This window comes from Streptomyces sp. NPDC048516 (assembly GCF_043199875.1).
GTDB lineage: Bacteria > Actinomycetota > Actinomycetes > Streptomycetales > Streptomycetaceae > Streptomyces.
Map to the genome: position 1 here is coordinate 24,352 of NZ_JBICWS010000003.1, position 21,301 is coordinate 45,652.

The window sequence follows — 21,301 nt, forward strand, 5'->3', positions numbered from 1 at the left end:
GCCGGTGCGGCGTCCCAACTTCCCTGCACCGCCCGCCTCTTGACACCGTTACCGCCGGTTACAAAGATCCGGTGGCATGACGAGCGAAACGGTGTCCGACGCGCTGCCCCGCTTCCCCCGTGACTTCGTCTGGGGGGTGTCCACGTCCGCCGCGCAGATCGAGGGGGCGGTGGCGGACGGGGGGCGCGGGCGGTCCGTGTGGGATGTGTTCGCGGCGGAGGCGGGGCGGATCAAGGACGGGTCGGACGCCCGGGTGGCGACCGGTCACTACCACCGGTACCGGGAGGACGTGGGGCTGCTCCGGGAGCTCGGGGTCGGGGCGTACCGGTTCTCGGTGGCCTGGCCGCGGGTGGTGCCGGACGGGGACGGGGCGGTCAACGGCGCCGGGCTGGACTTCTACGACCGGCTGGTGGACGCGTTGCTGGCGGCGGGCGTCGCGCCGGTGCCGACGCTCTTCCACTGGGACACCCCGCAGGCGCTGGAAGAGCGCGGCGGCTGGCTCCGGCGGGAGACCGCCGAGCGCTTCGCGGCGTATGCGGACGTGGTGGCGGGGCGGCTCGGGGACCGGGTCGAGCGGTGGATCACGCTCAACGAGCCCGCCGAGGTGACCTTGCTGGGGTACGGGCTGGGACAGCACGCGCCGGGGCGGGAGCTGCTGTTCGAGGCGCTGCCGGCCGCGCACCATCAACTGCTGGGACACGGGCTGGCCGTGCAGGCGCTGCGGGCCCGCGGGGCGCGGAGCGTCGGGATCGCCAACTCGCACGGTCCGACCTGGACGGCGAGTGCGTCGGAGGCGGATACCTCGGCGGCGGATCTGTACGACCTGCTGCTCAACCGGCTGTTCGCGGAGCCGGTGCTCCTGGGCCGGTATCCGGACGAGGGGCTGGCGGCGCTGCTGCCGGGGCCGGTCGCCGACGACCTGAAGGTGATCGGGCAGCCGCTGGACTGGTACGGGATCAACTACTACCAGCCGACGCTGGTGGGCGCCCCCGGGGCGGAAGGGACCGCGGCGGCCGACTTCGGCGGGATCCGGCTGCCGCCCGAACTGCCCTTCGCTCCCCGGGAGATCGAGGGCTACCCCCGCACCGACTTCGGATGGCCGGTGGTGCCCGGGGCACTGACCGAGCTGCTGGTGTCCTTCAGGGAGCGGTACGGGGACCGGCTGCCGCCCGTCATGATCACCGAGAACGGGTGCTCGTACGAGGGCGTCGAGGACGGGGAGCGGATCGCGTTCCTGGACGGGCATCTGCGGGCGCTGCATGCGGCGATGGCGGCCGGGGTGGACGTGCGGGGCTACTTCGTGTGGTCGTTGCTGGACAACTTCGAGTGGGCGGAGGGGTACGCCCGGCGGTTCGGGCTGGTGCACGTGGACTACACGACCCTGCAGCGGACACCCAAGGCCTCGTACCACTGGCTGCAAGGCGTGCTGCGGGAGCAGGCCCGGGGGTGAGCGGCCCGGCTCCCGAGGCGCTTGCGGAGCCGTCACAGCAGGCCGGGCGGGCGTGGACCGCCGCGCTGTCGCTGGCCAACGGGGCGATCTGGGTCGGGTGGTACGGGCCGCTGCAGATCCTGCTGGCGCTGCAGGCCGCGCAGCTCGCGCCGCCGGGCACCGCGAAGGAGTCGGTGCTGGCGTGGGTGACGGGGGCGGGGGCCGTCGTCTCGATGGTGTCCAACCCGCTGTTCGGGGCGCTGTCGGACCGTACGGCCTCGCGGTTCGGGCGGCGTACGCCGTGGGTCCTCGTGGGGGTGCTGGGCGGGGCCGGGGCGCTGGTGCTGCTGGCCGGGGCGGACACGGTGCCGGCGATGGCGCTGGGGTGGTGTCTGGTGCAGCTCACCCTCAACGCGGCGTTCGCGGCGGTCACGGCGGCGGTGCCGGACCGGGTGCCGCAGCGGCAGCGCGGGGCGGTGGGCGGCTGGGTGGGGGCCGCGCAGATCCTCGGGGTGGTGGCCGGCACGGGGCTGGCGACGGCGGCGGGAGGGGTGGCCGCGGAGGGCGCGGCAGCGGGCGGAGTGACCGCGGGCTATCTGGCCTGCGCCGGTTTCGTGGTGCTGGGCACCCTCCCGTATGTGCTGTTGCACCGGGACCCGGTACTGCCGGCCGGGCGGCGCCCGGCGCTGAGCGTGCGGGCCCTGGCCGCCGGGCTCTGGATCAGTCCGCGCCGCCATCCCGATCTGGGGTGGGCCTGGCTGACCCGCTTCCTGATCAACCTGGGCAACGCGCTGGCCCTGCTGTACCTGCTGTACTACCTGCGCGATGTGCTGCACCGTCCCGACCCGGCCGACGGGGTGCTGATACTGACCGCGGTCAACGGCGTGACCCTGCTGGGCACGGTCGTGATCGGGGGGCTTTGGTCGGACCGGGCCGGGCGGCGGCAGCCGTTCGTGCTGTGGTCCGGGGTGATCATGACGGTGGCGACCGGGCTGCTGGCCGGGTGGCAGACCTGGCCGGGCGCGCTGTGCGCCGCGGCGCTGCTCGGGGTCGGCTTCGGCGTCTTCACCTCCGTCGACTTCGCGCTGATGACGCAGGTGCTGCCGGCCGCCGCGCACCGCGGCAAGGACATGGGCGTCATCAATATCGCCAACGCGCTGCCGCAGGTGGCCGCCCCCGCGCTGGCCGCGCCGATCGTCCACCACCTCGGCGGCTACCGGATGCTGTACGCCATCGCGGCGGCGGTCGGGCTGGTGGGGGCGCTGCTGGTGCGCCGGATCCGGGGTGTGGCCTGAGGGGCGTGGCCCGAGGGGCGTGGCCCGAGGGGCGTGGCCCGAGGGGCGTGGCCCGAGGGGCGTGGCCTGAGGGGCGTGGCGCCCCGCGGCCGGAAGCCGGGCCCGGCCGGGCTCAGAAGCCCAGTTTGCGCAGCTGCTTCGGGTCGCGCTGCCAGTCCTTGGCGACCTTGACGTGCAGGTCCAGGAAGACGGGAGTGCCGAGCAGTGCCTCGATGTGCTTGCGGGACTTCGAGCCGACCTCCTTCAGGCGCTTGCCCTTGGGGCCGATGATGATCCCCTTCTGGCTGGGGCGCTCGATGTAGACATTCGCGTGGATGTCGAGGAGGGGCTTGTCGGCGGGGCGGTCCTGGCGCGGCAGCATCTCCTCGACGACCACCGCGATGGAGTGCGGCAGCTCGTCGCGGACGCCTTCCAGCGCGGCCTCGCGGATCAGCTCGCCGACCATGACCTGCTCGGGCTCGTCGGTGAGGTCGCCCTCGGGGTAGAGCGGCGGGCTCTCCGGGAGCATCGGCACGAGCAGGTCCGCCAGGAGCGCCACCTGGGTGTCCCCGACCGCCGAGACCGGGATGATCTCGGCCCACTCGATGCCCAGCTCCTTGCCGAGCTGGTCGATGGCGATCAGCTGGGCGGCCAGCGCCTTGGAGTCGACCAGATCGGTCTTGGTGACGATGGCGACCTTGGGGGTCTTCTTGATCACGGCCAGCTCCGCTGCGATATAGCGGTCGCCGGGGCCGATCTTCTGGTCGGCGGGCAGGCAGAAGCCGATGACGTCCACCTCGGACCAAGTGGTCCGCACGACGTCGTTCAGCCGCTCGCCCAGCAGCGTGCGCGGCTTGTGCAGACCGGGGGTGTCGACGAGGACCAGCTGTGCCTCGGGGCGGTGCACGATGCCGCGGACCGTGTGGCGGGTGGTCTGCGGGCGGTTGGAGGTGATGGCCACCTTCGTGCCGACGAGAGCGTTCGTGAGGGTGGACTTGCCCGCGTTGGGGCGGCCGACGAAGCAGGCGAAGCCGGCGCGGTGCGCGGCGGAGGACTCTGTACGAACGCTCATGGCGCCCATTCTCCCCGATCCCGGGCGCGGCTCCGACCAAACGGCCGCGGCGCCCGGTCCGGGACGGCCGGGAGGAGGCGGCCTGCAGGGGCCGCCCGGTCCGGGCGACCGGTCCGGGCGACCGTCCGCGCGACCGGTCCGGGACGGCCCGCCGCGGCCGGTGGGCCGCATCCGGTGGGCCGCCCCCGCACGCCGGTCGCACCCTGTCCGTACGACGCCCGTACGGCGCCCGTACACCGCCCTCCGGCGCTTCCGCGCTCAGGCCGGTGCGTCGCCCGCCGGGACGGTACTGCGCAGGGTGCCGTCGGGGCCGGCGACCAGGACGGGCGTCGCGGGCCCGCCGAGGTCCCGTACGGCCGCACGGTCCGCGTCGGCGGCACGCTCGGCGTCGGTGACCACGGCCGCGGCCTCCAGGGACGTGGCCCCGCTGGCGACGGCCATCGCCACGGCCGTCTGCAGCGCGCTGAGCTGCAGCGAGTCCAGGGCGACGGTGCCGGCGACATAGGTGCGGCCGGTCTCGTCGCGGACGGCGGCGCCCTCGGGCACGCCGTTACGGGCCCGCGCCGAGCGGGCAAGCGTGATGATCTTGCGGTCTTCCGGGTCCAGCGGTGCGGCTTCGCTCATACGGGCGAGCATATGCGGGGCCGCGGACGGCGGCGGGAAAGGGGGCGGCCGGCCCGGGGCCGCGGACGATGCGTGCGCGGCGCCCCGGCGGAAGGAAGAGGTGGCTGCCCCGGTCCCCCGCCCCGGGGCAGCCTGCGCGGGAAGATCTCTGTGACGATTTCTCTCACGCACGGCGGTCGCGCTTCCCGCGACCGCCCGAAGATCTTTCCATGTGGCACACGGCAGAATCCAGCCCCACCGGAAATGACTTGCAGAACATTTCCGGTGCACTGGAGATAAGTAGCCTTGTGGAGTTCGATGGCGGAAAATATTCCCGCCGTCACAAGGAATTACGCGGTGAATTCCGCATACGTTCAACCGGCGGAACGGCCGCCCGCCCACGGTTCCCCGGACGCGCTCGCGCCCTCGCTGCGCACCGGCTCGCAGACCACCGTGATGATCTTGTTCCGGCGGCCGCCCGGGGACTCCGCGGTCAGCCGCAGCGCCTTCAGGCCCGGGTCGGACGCGTCCTCGGAGAGGTCGACCTCGGCCGTGGCGCCGGCGATCGGGACCCGGCCGAGGAGCTTGGCGAGCAGTCCGCCGACCGTTTCGACATCCTCGTCGTCCAGCTCGGCCAGGCCGTACAGCTCACCGAGGTCGCCGATGTCCAGCCGGGCGGTGACGCGATAGCGGCCGTCGCCGAGGTCTTCGACGGGCGGCAGTTCCCGGTCGTATTCGTCGGTGATCTCGCCGACGATCTCTTCCAGAATGTCCTCGATGGTGACAATGCCGGCGGTGCCGCCGTATTCGTCGATGACCACCGCGACATGATTGCGGTCCTGCTGCATTTCGCGCAGCAGATCACCGGCATTCTTGGTGTCGGGGACGAAGACGGCGGGGCGCATGGCCGTGGAGACCAGCTCGTTCTCGGCGTCGCGGCTGATGTGGACCTTGCGGGCGAGGTCCTTGAGGTAGACCACGCCGACGACGTCGTCCTCGTTCTCGCCGGTGACCGGGATGCGCGAGAAGCCGGAGCGCAGGGCCAGGGTGAGCGCCTGGCGGATGGTCTTGAAGCGCTCGACGGCGACCAGGTCGGTGCGCGGCACCATCACCTCGCGGACGAGGGTGTCGCCGAGCTGGAAGACGGAGTGCACCATCCGGCGCTCCTCGTCCTCGATCAGCGACTCCTTCTCCGCGAGGTCGACCAGCGAGCGCAGTTCGGCCTCGGAGGCGAACGGGCCCTTGCGGAAGCCCTTGCCGGGGGTGAGGGCGTTGCCGAGGAGGATCAGCAGCTGCGGGACAGGCCCCATGATGCGGGCCAGCGGCAGCAGCACATAGGCGGCGGCGGTCGCGGTGTTCAGCGGGTGCTGGCGGCCGATGGTCCGCGGCGAGACGCCGACGGCGACATAGGAGACCAGCACCATCACGGCGATGGCGACGGTCAGCGCCTGCCACGTCTTGTCGAAGGAGCGCAGACAGGCGTAGGTGACCAGGACACCGGCGGCCATCTCGCAGCCGACCCGCACCAGCAGGGCGACGTTGAGGTAGCGGGTGGGGTCGGCGGCGACCGCGGCGAGCTTGGCGCTGCCGCGGCGCCCCGAGCGGACGGCTTCCTCGGCCCGGAAGCTGGTCGTACGGGCCAGACCGGCCTCCGCGCAGGCGGCGAGCCAGGCGATCACGACGAGCAGGACCGCGACAGCGATCAGCTGGGTGGTCATCGCAGCGTCCCGTCAGGTCACGGTGGGGGCCGGCGAGGGGCCGGTCAGGCCCTGCTCGGTCCGCCAGCCGTCGATGATCGCCGCCTGCAGGCCGAACATCTCGGCCTTCTCGTCCGGCTCCTCGTGGTCGTAGCCGAGGAGGTGGAGCACGCCGTGGACGGTGAGCAGCTGGAGCTCTTCGTCCATGCTGTGCCCCGTCGGGGCCTCTTCGCCCTGCTTCTTGGCGACCTCGGGGCAGAGCACGATGTCACCGAGGAGCCCCTGCGGGGGCTCCTCGTCGTCCTTGGCCGGCGGACGCAGTTCGTCCATCGGGAAGGACATGACATCGGTGGGTCCCGGCAGGTCCATCCACTGGAGATGGAGCTGTTCCATGGCCTCGGCGTCCACGACGATCACGGACAGCTCGGAGAGCGGGTGGATGCGCATCCGGGCGACGGCGTAGCGGGCGACATCCAGGATGGCCTGCTCGTCGATATCCGTGCCGGACTCGTTGTTGACGTCGATGGACATGGGGGAGTTGCTTCTCGCTTCTGTGTGCCGGGCGCGGGCCGGCCGGCGGTCCCGGCCGGCCGGGGCTCAGGTGCCGTTGCGGCTGTCGTACTGCTCGTAGGCGTCGACGATACGGCCGACCAGCTTGTGACGGACTACATCCTGGCTGGTGAGCAGGGAGAAATGCACATCGTCGACGCCCTCCAGGATGTCCCGGACCTGGCGCAGACCGCTCTTCGTGCCGCCGGGGAGGTCGACCTGGGTGACATCGCCGGTGATGACGATCTTCGATTCGAAGCCGAGGCGGGTGAGGAACATCTTCATCTGCTCGGGGTTCGTGTTCTGCGCCTCGTCGAGGATGATGAACGCGTCGTTGAGCGTTCTTCCGCGCATATACGCCAGCGGAGCGACCTCGATCGTGCCCGCGGCCATCAGGCGCGGGATGGAGTCGGGGTCGAGCATGTCGTGCAGCGCGTCGTAGAGCGGGCGCAGATACGGGTCGATCTTCTCGTAGAGGGTGCCGGGCAGGAAGCCGAGCCGTTCGCCGGCCTCGACCGCGGGGCGGGTCAGGATGATGCGGTTGACCTGCTTGGCCTGCAGCGCCTGCACGGCCTTCGCCATCGCGAGGTAGGTCTTGCCGGTGCCGGCCGGCCCGATGCCGAAGACCACGGTGTGCTCGTCGATGGCGTCGACGTAGCGCTTCTGGTTGAGGGTCTTGGGCCGGATCGTGCGGCCGCGGTTGGACAGGATGTTCTGGGTGAGCACCTCGGCGGGTGTCTCACTCGCCGCTCCCTCGCCGTCCTCCGCCGCGCGCAGCATGGCGATGGAGCGTTCCACTGCGTCCTCCGTCATCGGTTGTCCGGTGCGGAGCACCAGCATCATCTCGTCGAAAAGGCGCTGGACGAGGGCGACCTCGCCGGCGTCGCCGACAGCGCTGACTTCGTTGCCCCGGACGTGGATGTCGGTCGCCGGGAAGGCTTTTTCGATCACGCGCAGAAGGGAGTCTCCGGATCCCAGGACCGTGACCATCGGGTGTTTGGCCGGAACGGTGAACTGGGCGCGCGCCTGCGGTTGCGTGGGTGTCTGCGTCATGGGGCGGCTCGGTGGCCTGCTCAACCCCCATCCTTTGCTCGTAAGAGGTGCCTGCCTGCACTCGACCGGCACTCGACTCCTTGGGATACAAGAGTACGACGGGGCACCGACAAGCCCGAGGCCTTTTCCTGCCGGGAGGGGAGGCGGCCGGGGGGTGGCGGGTGCGCTGCCGGGACGCGCCGGGCCCGGCCCGATCGGCCCCGGCCCGGCCCGGTGCCGCTCAGGCCGGGCGGCGGAAGCCGATCGTGGGGACGGCGCGGGCCAGCGGGGCGGGCCGGTAGGCCGCGGGCAGCACCTCGTCGAGGAAGGCGTACTGACGGCGCAGCGCGCCCGGCGCACCCGCCTCGTAGGCGCGCACCTGCTGCCACCAGCCGGCGATCTCCGCCCAACCCGGTGCGGACAGCGAGCCGCCGAATTCCTGTACGGACAGCGCGGCGCTCAGCCCCGCGAAGGCGAGCCGGTCGGCGAGCGGCCAGTCGGCGAGGGTGCCGGTGACGAATCCGGCGACGAAGACATCGCCGGCGCCCGTGGGATCCAGCGCCTCCACGGCGATGGCGGGCACCTCGGCGCTCTCGCCGGTCCGCCCGTCCACCGCGTAGGCGCCCTCGGCACCCAGCGTGACCACCGCCAGCGGCACCCGGTCGGCGAGCTTGCGGGCAGCGGCGCGCGGGCAGTCCGTACGGGTGTAGCGCATCGCCTCCTCGGCGTTGGGCAGGAACGCCTCGCAGTGTTCGAGGTCGGCGAGGTCGGCCGGGTCCCAGCGGCCGGTGTCGTCCCAGCCCACGTCCGCGAAGATCCGGCTGCCGCGGCCGGCCGCGCAGCCCAGCCAGCCCTCCCTGCGGCCCGGTACCAGCGAGGCGATGCAGGCGCGGGACGGCGGCGGGCAGCCCGGGGCGTGCTTGCCGTCGAAGGCGAAGTCGGGCGGCGGCGCCTCGTGGCCGTGCGAGACCATCGTGCGCTCGCCCTCGTAGGCCATCGAGACGGTGACCGGGGAGTGCCAGCCGGGGACGGTGCGGGACAGCGCCAGGTCGATGCCCTCGCCCTGTTCGAGCGCCTCCCAGCAGTACTCGCCGTAGTGGTCGTCGCCGAACGCGGCGGCGAGCGAGGTGCGCAGGCCGAGCCGGGCCAGCGCGGTGGCCATGTTGGCGACGCCGCCGGGGCTGGAGCCCATGCCGCGGGCCCACGATTCGGTGCCGCGGACGGGGGCGCTGTCCAGGCCGGTGAAGATGATGTCCAGGAAGACGGTGCCGGTGAGGTAGACGTCGGTGTGCGGATCGCCGTCGGCGCGCACCTCGGCCAGCGGATCGAGAGCCGGTGGCACTGCCGCCGGTCCCGCGGGCAAATGATCATCGCGTCGGCTGCTCACCGTGCTCGCTCCTCTCGTATCGGCACGTGCCGCCAGTGTGCCTGATGCTGCGGTACGTTCCGCCCCATGAGGCTGACGATTCTGGGCGGGGGCGGCTTCCGGGTGCCGCTGGTCTACCGCGCGCTGCTGGACGACCCGGCGCACGCCGTCTCCGAGGTGGTGCTGCACGACACCGATCCACGCCGGGTGGGGGTGATCGCCGAGGTGCTGAAGCGGCTGGCACGGGGGCATCCGGAGCCGGTGCCCGTACGGGTCGAGAGCCGGCTGGACGACGCGCTGGCCGGCGCCGGCTTCGTCTTCTCCGCGATCCGGGTGGGCGGCACGGCAGGGCGGATCCGCGACGAGCGGATCCCGCTGTCCGAGGGGGTGCTGGGCCAGGAGACGGTCGGTGCGGGCGGTGTCCTCTACGGCCTGCGGACGGTCCCGGTGGCCCTGCACATCGCCGAGCGGGTCGCGGCGCTCGCCCCGGACGCGTGGGTCATCAACTTCACCAACCCCGCGGGCACGGTCACCGAGGCGATGTCCCAGGTGCTGGGCGACCGCGTCATCGGGATCTGCGATTCGCCGGTGGGGCTGGTGCGCCGGGCGGCACGGGTGGCCGGCGTGGACCCGGCGGCCTTCGACACCGCCGGCCGGGTCGGCTATGACTACGTGGGCCTCAACCACCTCGGCTGGCTGCGGTCGTTGACGCTGGACGGCGCCGAGCTGCTGCCGGGGCTGCTCGCCGACGACGCCGCGCTGGGCTCCTTCGAGGAGGGCAGGCTCTTCGGCGCCGACTGGCTGCGGACCCTGGGCGCGCTGCCCAACGAGTATCTGCACTACTACTACTTCCGCCGCGAAACCCTCGGCTCCGTACGGGACACCACCGAGACCCGCGGCGAATTCCTCGATCAGCAGCAGGGCGGCTTCTTCGAGCGTGCCGCGTCGGCCGGCGGCCCCAAGGGGGCGTACGAGCTGTGGGAGCGCACCCGGCTGGAGCGCGAGGAGACGTATATGGCGCACAGCAGGGAGGCCGGCGGCGGCTGGCAGCGCGACAGCCACGACCTGGAGGGCGGTGGCTACGACCGGGTGGCGCTGGCGTTGATGCACGCCATCGTGGGCGACAGCGGAACCCGGCTGATCCTCAACGTCCGCAACGGGACGACGGTGCCGCAGCTGGCGCCGGACGCGATCGTGGAGACGGTGTGCGAGGTGACGTCGCAGGGCGCCGTGCCACTGCCCTGCGCGCCGTTGCGGGAGGACCAGTTGGGGCTGATGCTGCAGGTCAAGGCGGTGGAGCGGGCGACGGTGGACGCGGCGGTCTACAAGGACAGGGACGCCGCGCTGCGGGCGCTGGCGCTGCATCCGCTGGTGGACTCCCCCGCGGTGGCCGCCCGCATCCTGGAGCGGGCGGCCAGGGAGGCGTGAGGAGCCGGAGGCCGGGCAGGGAGCAACCTCCGCCCCTGAGGGAGCATCCTCCGCCCCTGCCGGAATGCCCCCCGCCGCCGGAATACCCCCCGCCGCGGGAATACCCCTCCGCCCCCGCCGCGTTGTGGCCTGCAAGGGACGCCCGCACCCCTTACGGGATGCGGACGCCCCTGCCCCTAATGGCCGCCGCGCGCTCCCGTTCGGCCCCAGCGGCCCGCGCCGCCTCAGCGGCTGGCGCCCCTCAGTGCCCCCGCTTGATCCACTCCTCCAGATGCGGGGCCTCCGCCCCGATCGTCGTCGGGTCGCCGTGTCCGGTACGGACCTGGGTCGCGGGCGGCAGGGTCAGCAGCCGGTCCCGGATCGAGGCCACGATCGTCGGGAAGTCCGAGAAGGACCGGCCGGTGGCGCCGGGGCCGCCCTGGAAAAGGGTGTCGCCGGTGAAGACGGTCCCCAGCTCGGGGGCGTGGAGGCAGACCGCGCCGGGCGCATGGCCCGGGGTGTGCAGCACCGTCAGATCCGTGCCGGCGATGGTCAGCACCTGGCCGTCCGCCAGCTCCGCGTCCGGCGCGGTGTCCGCGTGGGTCATCTTCCACAACGGCAGGTCGGCGGGGTGCAGATGGATCCGGGCGCCGGTGCGGGAGGCCAGTGCCGGGGCCGCGTCGATGTGGTCGTCGTGCCCATGGGTGCAGACGATCGCCCGCAGCGTCCGGCCGCCGAGGGCTTCGAGGATGGCGTCGGCGTCATGGGAGGCGTCGATGACGATCGCCTCGTCGTCGTCACCGACGATCCATACGTTGTTGTCGACGTCCCAGGTACCGCCGTCGAGGGAGAAGGTTCCGGAGGTGACCAGGTGGTCGATACGGGCCGCCATCAGAGCGTCACCACCGAACGCAGGACGTCGCCCGCGTGCATCCGCTCGAAGGCCTGCTCCACGTCCTCGATGCCGATGGTCTCCGTGACGAACGCCCCCAGGTCGATCCGGCCCTGCTGATGCAGGTCGATCAGCATCGGGAAGTCGCGTGAGGGCAGGCAGTCGCCGTACCAGGAGGATTTGAGGGCGCCGCCGCGGCCGAAGACGTCCAGGAGGGGGAGTTCCAGGGTCATGTCCGGGGTGGGGACACCGACCAGGACGACGGTGCCGGCCAGATCGCGGGCGTAGAACGCCTGCCGGTAGGTCTCGGGGCGGCCGACCGCGTCGATGACGACGTCCGCGCCGAAGCCGCCGGTCAGTTCGCGGATCGCCTCGACGGGGTCGGTGTCACGGGAGTTGACGGTATGGGTGGCGCCCATGGAGCGCGCGGTCTCCAGCTTGCGGTCGTCGATGTCCACCGCGACGATCGTGACCGCACCGGCCAGCCGTGCGCCCACCACGGCCGCATCGCCGACGCCGCCGCAGCCGATGACCGCGACCGAGTCGCCCCGTCCGACGCCGCCGGTGTTGATCGCGGCGCCGATGCCCGCCATCACCCCGCAGCCCAGCAGCCCGGCCGCCTCGGGCGCCACCCGGGGGTCGACCTTGGTGCACTGTCCGGCGGCGACCAGCGTCTTGTCGGCGAAGGCGCCGATGCCCAGTGCCGGGGTCAGCTCCGTGCCGTCCTTGAGCGTCATCTTCTGGCGGGCGTTGTGGGTGTCGAAGCAGTACTGGGGGCGGCCGCGCAGACAGGCGCGGCACTGGCCGCACACCGCCCGCCAGTTGAGGACGACGAAGTCCCCCGGCGCCACATCGGTGACGCCGGCGCCGACCGACTCCACGACGCCGGCGGCCTCGTGCCCGAGCAGGAACGGGAAGTCGTCGTTGATGCCGCCCTGCTTGTAGTGCAGATCGGTGTGGCACACCCCGCACGTCTGAATCTTCACCACGGCCTCGCCGGGGCCCGGATCCGGCACCAGGATGGTCTCCAGCCGGACCGGTTCGTTCTTCCCCGGCGCAATCACGCCGCGCACTTCCTGTGCCATCGGGACAGCCCCTTTCAAAGATCACGTACGGGGACCACTGTGGCGCGCCGCCACCGATCCGTGCCTCACCGTACGCGTGCCGGGCCACCCGGCACAGGACCACGGCCGGGTCCGTGATCTCCCGTCCGGGGCCACCGCCGGCACGCGCCCGCTCGTGGTGCCCGCGGGCGAGGCAGTGGATGGCCGCGGGGAAGAATTCCGCCTCCGCGGCGCCGGGGGGGGAAGCGCAGGAGGGAGCACAGCCCGGTGCTGGATCACCCGGATCGAGGACCGTTTTCCTATGTACCGGACCGAGGGCCGTTACCTGTGCAGCTGACGTCTACGGATGGAGTTGGAGGTCAGGGAGCCCGCGTCATGGCCGTCAGGAGTCCGTACCCATGAGCCTTTGCCAAGGGTTGAATCTTCGCGCGTAGAGAGCGACTTGAGGCTCTGTTAGACCTACGGAGTCCACTCATGTCTCCTGAGGAGCCGCGCATGCCCCGCCCCGCCCGTTTCCGCCCCGCCCTCACCAGAAGGGCCCGGCTCGGCGCCGCGACGGTCGCCGCCCTCGTCACCGGCACCGCGGTCTTCGGCATAGGCCAGGCCACCGCCGAACACTCCGTGCCGCGCACCGACAAAGAGATCCCCAACCTCACGCAGGTGCAGGACAAGATCAAGGCGTACTACGGCGACACGGTGACGGCCGACGGCGAGCACTACGCCTCCCCGCACAGCAACTACGCCCGTCAGGTCCGCGGCATCGAGGCCAAGGCCCGCAGCTACCTGTCCAAGGCCCTTGCGCGGCACGGCCGGACGGGCAAGCAGGCCAAGCAAGCCAAGCCCGCCATCGTCCTCGACATGGACGACACGACCCTGCTCACCTACAACTACGAGCTCCAGGTCGGCTTCCACTACACCGAGGAGAGCCAGGACAAGTACCTGGCCCACCACGACATGGACCCGGTCTTCGGCATGAACCGGCTCGTGAACTGGGCGCACGCCAAGGGCGCCGAGGTGTTCTTCCTGACCGGCCGCAAGGAGGCGCAGCGCGACTGGAGCGTGCGCAACCTCAAGAACGTGGGCTACGACGTGCCCCTGGACAGCCGGCACGTCTACCTGAAGAACAAGGAACACCCGCCGGCCTACCTGCCCTGCGGCGCCACCTGCACGACGGTCGAGTACAAGTCGGGCACCCGCAAGCACATCGAATCCCTCGGCTACCGCCTCGTCGCCAACTTCGGGGACCAGTACAGCGATCTGAACGGCGGCGCCGGGGACCGGACGTTCAAGCTGCCGAACCCGATGTACTACCTGCCGTAGGAGCGCGGCGCACGCCCGCGGAAGCACAGCGCGCACGCCCGAAGCGGCGCGGCGCACGCCCGGCGGACGGATCTCCGCCGGGCGTTCAGCGCCGCTTGGGCACCGGCACCCGCGTCAGGTCCTTGGCGATGGTCAGCTCGCCCGTGAAGCCCGCCGCACGGGCCTGCCGCTCGAACTCCGTGGGGTCGTCGTAGCGCTGCGAGAAGTGCGTCAGCACGAGGTGCCGCACCCCCGCCGACGCCGCGACCTGCGCCGCCTGCCCGGCGGTCAGGTGTCCGTGATCGGTGGCCAGTTGGACGTCCTCGTCCAGGAACGTCGACTCGATCACCAGCATGTCCGCCCCCTCGGCGAGCGCATGGACGCCGTCGCACAGGCGGGTGTCCATGACGAACGCGAAGCGCTGGCCGGGGCGCCGCTCGCTGACCTCGTCGAGGGTGACGCCGTTCAGCTCGCCGAGCCGGCGGAGGCGCCCGACGTCCGGTCCGGCGATGCCGTGCGCGGCCAGCCGCTCCGGCAGCATCCGGCGCGTGTCCGGCTCGATGAGCCGGTAGCCGTACGACTCGACCGGGTGCGAGAGCTTGCGCGCCTCCAGGACGTACGCCGCCGAGCGCTCCAGCTCACCGTCGACGGCCACCGGCCGCTGGACCAGCCGGACCGTCTCCCGGTACGCGGTGGCATAGCGCAGCCGGTCGAAGAAGTGCTCGCCGCTGGCCGGGTAGTGGGCGGTGACCGGGTGCGGCACCCGGTCGAGGTTGATCCGCTGGATCACCCCGGCCAGGCCGAGCGAGTGGTCGCCGTGGAAGTGCGTGATGCAGATCCGGTGGAGGTCGTGGGCGGCGACCCCGGCGCGCAGCATCTGCCGCTGGGTCCCCTCGCCGGGGTCGAAGAGCAGCCCCTGGCCGTCCCAGCGCAGCAGGTAGCCGTTGTGGTTGCGGTGCCGCGTGGGGACCTGGCTCGCGGTACCGAGGACCACCAATTCACGTACGGACACGGTGCGTTATCCGGGGGGCCACTGGAGGCCGCGGCCGCCGAGCACGTGCAGGTGGGCGTGGAAGACGGTCTGGCCGGCTCCGGCGCCGGTGTTGAAGACAACCCGGTAGCCCCGGTCCTCGGCCTTGTCCTCGGCGGCGACCTCGCGGGACTCGCGCAGTATGTCGGCGATGATCTGCGGTTCGGCGGCGGCCAGGCTCGCCGCGTCCGGGTAGTGCACCTTGGGGATCACCAGGACGTGCGTGGGCGCCTGGGGGTTGATGTCGCGGAACGCGACGGTGGTGTCGGTTTCCCGGACGATCGTCGCCGGAACCTCCTTCGCCACGATCTTGCAGAACAGGCAGTCGGCCTGCGGTTCTCCCGCCACCGGTGGCTCCTCCCGGGTCATCCGTCCTGCGCACGGTGCGCACGGCCTCGGATGCTACCGGGCGGGCCGTAGCCGGGCGTCCACCCCACCCCACGCCGCGCGGTCCCCGCCGCCCCGGCCGCACACCGCACGGGAGGGCCCGGGCGCGCCGGAGGCCCACGGAGACCGGAAAGACACCCCCTAGCTCCAGCGCCCCGTGCGCCCCAGCAGCAGCGCCGTGGCCGCGGTGCCCGCCGTGGAGGTGCGCAGCACGGTCGTCCCCAGGCGGTAGGGCCCCGCACCCGCCTCGGCGAAGAGGGCGAGCTCTTCCGGGGAGACACCGCCTTCCGGCCCGACGACGAGCACGATCTTGCCCTCGGCGGGGAGTTCGGCGGTGGCGAGCGGGGAGCTGCCCTCCTCGTGGAGGACGGCGGCGAAGTCGGCGTCGGCGAGCAGGGTGGCCACCTGCTTGGTCGTCAGCGGGTCCGCGACCTCGGGGAAGGTCAGCCGGCGCGACTGCTTGCCCGCCTCACGGGCCGTGGCACGCCATTTGCCCAGCGATTTGGCGGCCCGCTCGCCCTTCCACTGGGTGACGCAACGCGCCGCCGCCCAGGGCACGATGCCGTCCACACCGGTCTCGGTCATCGTCTCGACGGCCAGCTCGCCGCGGTCGCCCTTGGGGAGCGCCTGGACGACGGTGATGGTGGGGTCCGGCGACGCCTCGGTCCGCAGTTCCGCGACCGCGACGGTGAGCCGGTCCTTGCCCTCGACGGCGGCGACCGCGCCGTACGCGCCGGCGCCGTGGCCGTCCGTCAGGACGACCTCCTCACCGGCCCGCAGCCGGCGCACCGACACCGCGTGCCGGCCCTCGGGACCGTCCAGGGTCAGCGTGCCGCCGGCCCGTACGTCCGCGAGCGAGTCGACGAGGAACACCGGAGCGGTCATGCGGCGCCACCGGCGCCCGGCCGGCCCAGCGCGGCGCGCGCCGCGTCCAGTTCACCCGCCAGTACTTCCACCAGCCGCCCGGCGGGCAGCTCCCGCGCCAGCCGGTGCCCCTGCCCCGCCCACAGGTTCATGCCCTGCGCGTCGCCCGCCTTGGCCGCGGCCTTGCGCACCGTGGAGGTGAGGTAGTGGACGGCGGGGTAGGCGGCCGGGGCGTACGGGCCGTGCTCGCGCAAAAAGCGGTTCACCAGTCCGCGGGCGGGCCGCCCGGAGAACGCCCGGGTCAACTCCGTATGCGTGAACAGCGGGTTGGTCAGCGCCTGCTTGTGCAGCGGGTTGGCGCCCGATTCGGGGGTGGCCAGGAAGGCGGTGCCCAGCTGCGCCATGCTCGCCCCGGCGGCCAGCACCGACGCGATCTGCGCCCCGCGCATCAGCCCGCCCGCGGCGATCACCGGGATCTGCACGGCCTCACGGACCTGGCCGAGCAGTGCCAGCAGCCCCAGCCCCGAGCCGGTGCCGTCCGCATGCGGATCGTCCCGGTGGGTGCCCTGGTGGCCGCCGGCCTCCACGCCCTGCACGCACACCGCGTCGGCGCCCGACCACTGGGCGGCCTGCGCCTCGGCGGCGGTGGTGACCGTGACGACGGTGTACGTGCCGACCGCGGCGAAGGAGTCCAGGACGGCGCGCGAGGGGCAGCCGAAGGTGAAGGACACCACCGGCACCGGATCGTCCCGCAGGATCGCGAGCTTGGCCTCGTAGCCGTCGTCGATGGGCCCGTCGGTGTCACCGAGCTCGGTCTCGTACCAGGCGGCCTCGCCCGCGAGTTGCTCGCGGTAGACCTCGACGACGGAGCCGTCGGCCAGCGAGGGCTGCGGCATGAAGAGATTGACGCCGAAGGGCCGGTCGGTCAGCGACCGCAGCTGTTTGATCTCCTGGTACATGCCGTCGGCGGTTTTGTAGCCGGCGGCGAGGAAGCCGAGCCCGCCGGCGCCGCAGACGGCGGCGGCCAGCTCGGGTCCGGAGCCGCCTCCCGCCATCGGGGCCTGCACGATCGGATGGCGGCAGAGATCGGTCGGTGCGGTGGGCATGCGCACATCGTGTCACGCCCACCGCGCCGTTCTGAACCGGGGCCGAGGCCGCCGCGCCGCCGGGTGGAACGGCTGCGGCCCCCGGGCTCACCTGGGGCTATCGCCCGTTGAACGCATCTTTCAGACGCGAGAAGAGACCCTGCTGCCCCGGCTGGAACTGCCCCGTGGGCCGCTCCTCCCCGCGGAGCTTGGCCAGCCGCCGCAGCAGGTCCTCCTGGTCGGCGTCGAGCTTGGACGGCGTCATCACCTCGACGTGGACGATGAGATCGCCCCGGCCGCCGCCCCGCAGATGGGTCACACCGCGCTGGTGCAGCGGAATCGACTGGCCGGACTGGGTACCGGGCCGGACATCGATCTCCTCCACCCCGTCCAGCGTCTCCAGCGGGCACTTCGTGCCCAGCGCCGCCGCCGTCATCGGGATGGTGACCGTGCAGTGCAGATCGTCGCCGCGCCGCTGGAAGACCGGATGCGCCACCTCGTGGATCTCCACATAGAGATCACCGGCGGGGCCGCCACCGGGGCCGACCTCGCCCTCGCCCGCGAGCTGGATGCGGGTGCCGTTGTCGACACCGGCCGGGATCTTGACGGTGAGCGTGCGGCGCGAGCGGATCCGGCCGTCGCCGGCGCACTCGTGGCACGGCGTCGGCACGACCGTGCCGAAGCCCTGGCACTGCGGGCACGGCCTGGACGTCATGACCTGGCCGAGGAAGGACCGGGTGACCTGGGAGACCTCACCGCGGCCGCGGCACATGTCGCAGGTCTGCGCCGAGGTGCCGGGAGCCGCGCCCTCACCGCTGCAGGTCGTACAGACGACGGCGGTGTCGACCTGGATGTCCTTGGTGGTACCGAAGGCGGCTTCGTTGAGCTCGATGTCGAGCCGGATCATGGCGTCCTGGCCACGGCGGGTGCGCGAGCGCGGTCCGCGCTGCGACGCGGTGCCGAAGAAGGCGTCCATGATGTCGGAGAAGTTGCCGAAGCCCGCGCCGAAGCCGCCCGCGCCCTGGCCGCCGCCGGCCTGCGAGAGGGGGTCCCCGCCGAGGTCGTAGACCTGCTTCTTCTGCGGGTCCGACAGCACCTCGTAAGCGGCGTTGATCTCCTTGAACCGCTCCTGGGTCTTCGGATCCGGGTTCACGTCCGGGTGCAGCTCGCGCGCCAGCCGGCGGAAAGCCTTCTTGATCTGGTCCTGCGAGGCGTCGCGTCCGATGCCGAGGACCGAGTAGTAATCCGTGGCCACTTACGACTCCGCGAGGATTTGTCCGACGTAACGTGCCACTGCGCGTACCGCTCCCATCGTTCCGGGGTAGTCCATGCGGGTCGGTCCGACCACGCCGAGTTTGGCGACTGCCTCGTCGCCCGAACCGTAGCCGACCGTGACGACCGATGTGGACGCCAGGCCTTCGTGGGCATTCTCATGCCCGATGCGTACGGTCATGCCCGAGTCCTTGGCCTCCCCGAGCAGCTTGAGCATCACCACATGCTCCTCGAGGGCCTCCAGCACCGGCCGGATGGTCAGGGGGAAATCGTGCCCGAAGCGCGTGAGATTGGCGGTGCCGCCGATCATCAGCCGCTCTTCGGTCTCTTCCACCAGAGTTTCCAGCAACACCGACAGCACTGTCGAGACCGTGCCGCGGTCGTCCTGCTCGAAGGACTCCGGAAGATCCTGCACCAACTGCGGCACATCCGCGAACCGGCGGCCGACGACCCGGCTGTTGAGCCGGGCCCGCAGGTCCGCCAGGGAGGCTTCGCCGAACGGTGCCTGGCAGTCGATGAGCCGCTGCTCGACCCGGCCGGTGTCCGTGATCAGTACGAGCATCAGCCGGGCCGGAGCCAGGGCCAGCAGCTCGACATGCCGGACCGTGGACCGGGTCAGGGACGGATACTGCACGACGGCGACCTGCCGGGTCAGCTGCGCCAGCAGCCGGACCGTGCGGCCCACCACGTCGTCGAGGTCGACGGCGCCGTCCAGGAAATTCTGGATCGCCCGCCGCTCCGGGCTGGACAGCGGCTTGACGCCGGCCAGCTTGTCGACGAACAGGCGGTAGCCCTTGTCGGTCGGGATCCGCCCGGCGCTGGTGTGCGGCTGGGCGATGAACCCCTCGTCCTCCAGGGCCGCCATGTCGTTGCGGACGGTGGCCGGGGAGACCCCGAGCCGGTGGCGTTCGGTGAGCGCCTTGGAGCCGACCGGCTCCTCCGTCCCGACGTAGTCCTGGACGATGGCGCGCAGCACCTCCAGCCTGCGTTCACTGAGCATCCCGCGCACCTCCAGTCCGGCCGTCCGCCGCTTCGTCTTCCCTGGCACTCACACGGGCCGAGTGCCAGACCTTGAGCCAGTGTACGGCCGGGTAGCACGGGCGCGGCAAGGGCGGGCGCGCGGAGTACTCGCCCGATGACCGTGTTCGGCCGATCTGCCGGGCAACGCTATCGCGATGGCGCTAGCGTCTCGGTATGCACACTGCTTGGGAAGAGGCCGGTTGGGAACGACTCGGTGACGGTGTCGCCAGGCGCCGGATGCCGGGCTGGGACGAGACGATCGGAGTGATCGCGGGGAGTACCGGGGTCATGATCGTCGACACCGGCGCGACCCTGCGCGACGGCGCGGACCTGCGCCGGTCGATCCGCGGTGTGCTGGGCCGGGAAGTGACGCATATCGCGCTCACCCACCCCCACTTCGATCATGTGCTGGGCACGGCCGCCTTCGCGGGCGTCGAGGTGTTCGGGGCGGCCGGCCTGGGCGAGCTGCTGCGCCGCGGCAAGGACGAGCTGCGGCACGACGCGATCCGGCACGGCGTCGCGCGGGACGCCGCCGCGGAGGCCGCCGATCTGCTGGTCGCCCCGCACCACCATGTGCACGGCCAGCTGACCGTCGAGCTGGGCGACCGGCAGGTGCTGCTCGCCAACGTCGGCCCCGGGCACACCGCCCACGATCTGGCCGTCCTGGTACCGGGCCGGCGCGGGGAGGCGGAGATCGTCTTCTGCGGCGATCTGGTCGAGGAGTCGGGCGAACCCCAGGCGGGCCCCGACGCGCTGCCCCAGCAGTGGCCCGGCGCGCTGGACCGCCTGCTGGCCCTCGGCGGCGAGGACGCGCGGTACGTTCCCGGGCATGGCGCCGTGGTGGACGCCGGCTTCGTACGGGCCCAACGCGACGCCCTGGCCGCCCGTTTCGGCGTCGCCCCCTCCTGACCACCGCCCACTTCGGCGTCGCCCCCTCCTGACCACCGCCCACTTCGGCGTCGCCCCCTCCTGACCACCGCCCGCCCTCCCCGACGGAACAGGCCCCATGCAGAGCAAGCGCTACAGCCCCGACCTCACCCCCTCCTGGAAGAAGCAGCGGCCCGCTCCCGAGGTGCCCGCCGATCCCGATCTGGTCGTCGAGGAGGTCACCTCGGGCTTCTGCGGCGCCGTGATCCGCTGCGAGAAGACGGCGCAGGGCCCGACGGTCACCCTGGAGGACCGCTTCGGCAAGCACCGGGTCTTCCCCATGGAGCCGCGCGGCTTCCTCCTGGAGGGGCGGGTGGTCACCCTCGTACGCCCCCAGGACAGGCCGGCGGCCACCGCTCCGGCGCGTACGGCATCGGGATCACTCGCCGTGCCCGGCGCCCGCGCACGGGTCGCCCGCGCCGGGCGCATCTATGTGGAGGGCCGGCACGACGCCGAGCTGGTGGAGCGGGTGTGGGGCGACGACCTGCGCATCGAGGGCGTGGTCGTGGAGTACCTGGAGGGCATCGACGACCTGCCCGCGATCGTCCGCGGCTTCGCCCCCGGGCCGGACGCCCGTCTCGGCGTCCTCGTCGACCATCTCGTGCCCGGCTCGAAGGAGTCGCGGATCGCGGCCGGAGTGACCGGGGACCATGCGCTGGTGGTGGGCCACCCCTACATCGACATCTGGGAGGCGGTGAAGCCGTCCTCGGTCGGGATCGCGGCCTGGCCGTCCGTCCCGCACGGACAGGACTGGAAGACGGGGGTGTGCCGGGCGCTGGGCTGGCCGGAGAACACGGGCGCCGCCTGGCAGCGGATCCTGTCCTGCGTGCGCTCCTACAAGGACCTGGAGCCGGCGCTGCTGGGCAGGGTGGAGGAGCTGATCGACTTCGTCACGGCCGGCGGTGGCGGGTGACGGGTGACGGGTGACGGCAGGAAGAGTGCCGAACCGGGAGGTGTCCGGCGTGATGCCGAGGGCATCGACGGGGAGAGGGACACCGAAGGGGACGGTGCGCCGCACTTCGTAGTCGGCGT

The 21,301-nt window shown here is 72.2% G+C and carries 20 protein-coding genes; 6 read left to right on the forward strand and 14 right to left on the reverse strand.

The features are described 5' to 3' along the window. The first annotated feature begins 76 nt into the window (after positions 1–76). Positions 77–1,450 carry a GH1 family beta-glucosidase gene (locus tag ACGFR7_RS07410; RefSeq protein ID WP_393314325.1) on the forward strand — a complete coding sequence of 458 codons (1,374 nt, stop codon included), beginning with the start codon at positions 77–79 and terminating at the stop codon, positions 1,448–1,450. Further along, a complete protein-coding gene (locus tag ACGFR7_RS07415) occupies positions 1,447–2,724 on the forward strand; it encodes an MFS transporter (protein WP_393314328.1) in 1,278 nt (425 codons plus the stop codon). Before ACGFR7_RS07410 ends, ACGFR7_RS07415 begins: the two co-directional genes overlap by 4 nt. A gap of 112 nt (positions 2,725–2,836) precedes the next feature. Here the strand turns inward: ACGFR7_RS07415 and era are convergent, their stop codons facing one another. From era to ACGFR7_RS07445, 6 genes are all read right to left on the reverse strand, one after another. Continuing rightward, the gene (gene era / locus ACGFR7_RS07420; RefSeq protein ID WP_393314331.1) at positions 2,837–3,784 is read right to left on the reverse strand and encodes a GTPase Era; all 948 of its coding nucleotides are present in this window, start codon (positions 3,782–3,784) and stop codon (positions 2,837–2,839) included. Positions 3,785–4,033: 249 nt separating this feature from the next. Beyond that, positions 4,034–4,399, reverse strand: coding sequence for a cytidine deaminase (locus ACGFR7_RS07425; RefSeq protein WP_088802040.1), 366 nt, complete (start codon positions 4,397–4,399; stop codon positions 4,034–4,036). A 353-nt stretch (positions 4,400–4,752) separates the two neighbouring features. Continuing rightward, positions 4,753–6,096 carry a hemolysin family protein gene (locus ACGFR7_RS07430; RefSeq protein WP_393314334.1) on the reverse strand — a complete coding sequence of 448 codons (1,344 nt, stop codon included), beginning with the start codon at positions 6,094–6,096 and terminating at the stop codon, positions 4,753–4,755. A gap of 12 nt (positions 6,097–6,108) precedes the next feature. After that, complete coding sequence (ybeY, locus tag ACGFR7_RS07435; RefSeq protein WP_086719383.1) at positions 6,109–6,606, reverse strand: rRNA maturation RNase YbeY; 498 nt, start codon at positions 6,604–6,606, stop codon at positions 6,109–6,111. Positions 6,607–6,672: 66 nt separating this feature from the next. After that, positions 6,673–7,677, reverse strand: a complete 1,005-nt coding sequence (locus ACGFR7_RS07440) for a PhoH family protein (RefSeq protein ID WP_393314337.1) — start codon at positions 7,675–7,677, stop codon at positions 6,673–6,675. A gap of 220 nt (positions 7,678–7,897) precedes the next feature. Continuing rightward, the gene (locus tag ACGFR7_RS07445) at positions 7,898–9,043 is read right to left on the reverse strand and encodes a carbohydrate kinase family protein (RefSeq protein WP_393314339.1); all 1,146 of its coding nucleotides are present in this window, start codon (positions 9,041–9,043) and stop codon (positions 7,898–7,900) included. 66 nt (positions 9,044–9,109) lie between these two features. On the opposite strand from ACGFR7_RS07445, the gene ACGFR7_RS07450 reads away from it, so the two are divergent. Then, positions 9,110–10,450 (forward strand): 6-phospho-beta-glucosidase, encoded by a 1,341-nt coding sequence (locus tag ACGFR7_RS07450; RefSeq protein WP_393314342.1) that lies wholly within the window; start codon positions 9,110–9,112, stop codon positions 10,448–10,450. 241 nt (positions 10,451–10,691) lie between these two features. Here the strand turns inward: ACGFR7_RS07450 and ACGFR7_RS07455 are convergent, their stop codons facing one another. Together ACGFR7_RS07455 and ACGFR7_RS07460 are read right to left on the reverse strand one after the other, a co-directional pair. Continuing rightward, positions 10,692–11,321 carry an MBL fold metallo-hydrolase gene (locus tag ACGFR7_RS07455; protein ID WP_393314345.1) on the reverse strand — a complete coding sequence of 210 codons (630 nt, stop codon included), beginning with the start codon at positions 11,319–11,321 and terminating at the stop codon, positions 10,692–10,694. Beyond that, complete coding sequence (locus tag ACGFR7_RS07460; protein ID WP_393314347.1) at positions 11,321–12,406, reverse strand: S-(hydroxymethyl)mycothiol dehydrogenase; 1,086 nt, start codon at positions 12,404–12,406, stop codon at positions 11,321–11,323. The genes ACGFR7_RS07455 and ACGFR7_RS07460 overlap by 1 nt, the downstream gene beginning before the upstream one ends. Before the next feature lie 474 nt (positions 12,407–12,880). Between ACGFR7_RS07460 and ACGFR7_RS07465 the strand changes: the two genes are divergently transcribed. Next, a complete protein-coding gene (locus ACGFR7_RS07465) occupies positions 12,881–13,705 on the forward strand; it encodes an HAD family acid phosphatase (protein ID WP_393314350.1) in 825 nt (274 codons plus the stop codon). A gap of 85 nt (positions 13,706–13,790) precedes the next feature. On the opposite strand, the gene ACGFR7_RS07470 is transcribed toward ACGFR7_RS07465, so the two are convergent. The 6 genes from ACGFR7_RS07470 to hrcA all read right to left on the reverse strand — a co-directional run bounded on the left by ACGFR7_RS07470 (position 13,791) and on the right by hrcA (position 19,322). Next, complete coding sequence (locus ACGFR7_RS07470) at positions 13,791–14,696, reverse strand: ribonuclease Z (RefSeq protein WP_393314353.1); 906 nt, start codon at positions 14,694–14,696, stop codon at positions 13,791–13,793. 6 nt (positions 14,697–14,702) lie between these two features. Then, a complete protein-coding gene (locus ACGFR7_RS07475; RefSeq protein WP_393314356.1) occupies positions 14,703–15,062 on the reverse strand; it encodes a histidine triad nucleotide-binding protein in 360 nt (119 codons plus the stop codon). Between the two features lie 180 nt (positions 15,063–15,242). Next, positions 15,243–15,986: a 16S rRNA (uracil(1498)-N(3))-methyltransferase gene (locus ACGFR7_RS07480; protein WP_393314359.1), complete on the reverse strand. Its 744-nt coding sequence runs from the start codon at positions 15,984–15,986 to the stop codon at positions 15,243–15,245. After that, entirely contained in the window at positions 15,983–17,071 is a 1,089-nt protein-coding gene (locus ACGFR7_RS07485) for a nitronate monooxygenase (RefSeq protein WP_393314361.1), read from the reverse strand. Before ACGFR7_RS07485 ends, ACGFR7_RS07480 begins: the two co-directional genes overlap by 4 nt. Positions 17,072–17,168: 97 nt before the next feature. Further along, the gene (gene dnaJ, locus ACGFR7_RS07490) at positions 17,169–18,305 is read right to left on the reverse strand and encodes a molecular chaperone DnaJ (RefSeq protein WP_088797607.1); all 1,137 of its coding nucleotides are present in this window, start codon (positions 18,303–18,305) and stop codon (positions 17,169–17,171) included. Then, positions 18,306–19,322 carry a heat-inducible transcriptional repressor HrcA gene (hrcA, locus tag ACGFR7_RS07495; RefSeq protein WP_129296459.1) on the reverse strand — a complete coding sequence of 339 codons (1,017 nt, stop codon included), beginning with the start codon at positions 19,320–19,322 and terminating at the stop codon, positions 18,306–18,308. 194 nt (positions 19,323–19,516) lie between these two features. Between hrcA and ACGFR7_RS07500 the strand changes: the two genes are divergently transcribed. Then, positions 19,517–20,251, forward strand: coding sequence for an MBL fold metallo-hydrolase (locus tag ACGFR7_RS07500; protein WP_393314365.1), 735 nt, complete (start codon positions 19,517–19,519; stop codon positions 20,249–20,251). A 97-nt stretch (positions 20,252–20,348) separates the two neighbouring features. Next, complete coding sequence (locus ACGFR7_RS07505; RefSeq protein ID WP_393314367.1) at positions 20,349–21,182, forward strand: DUF3097 domain-containing protein; 834 nt, start codon at positions 20,349–20,351, stop codon at positions 21,180–21,182. Positions 21,183–21,301: the final 119 nt, after the last annotated feature.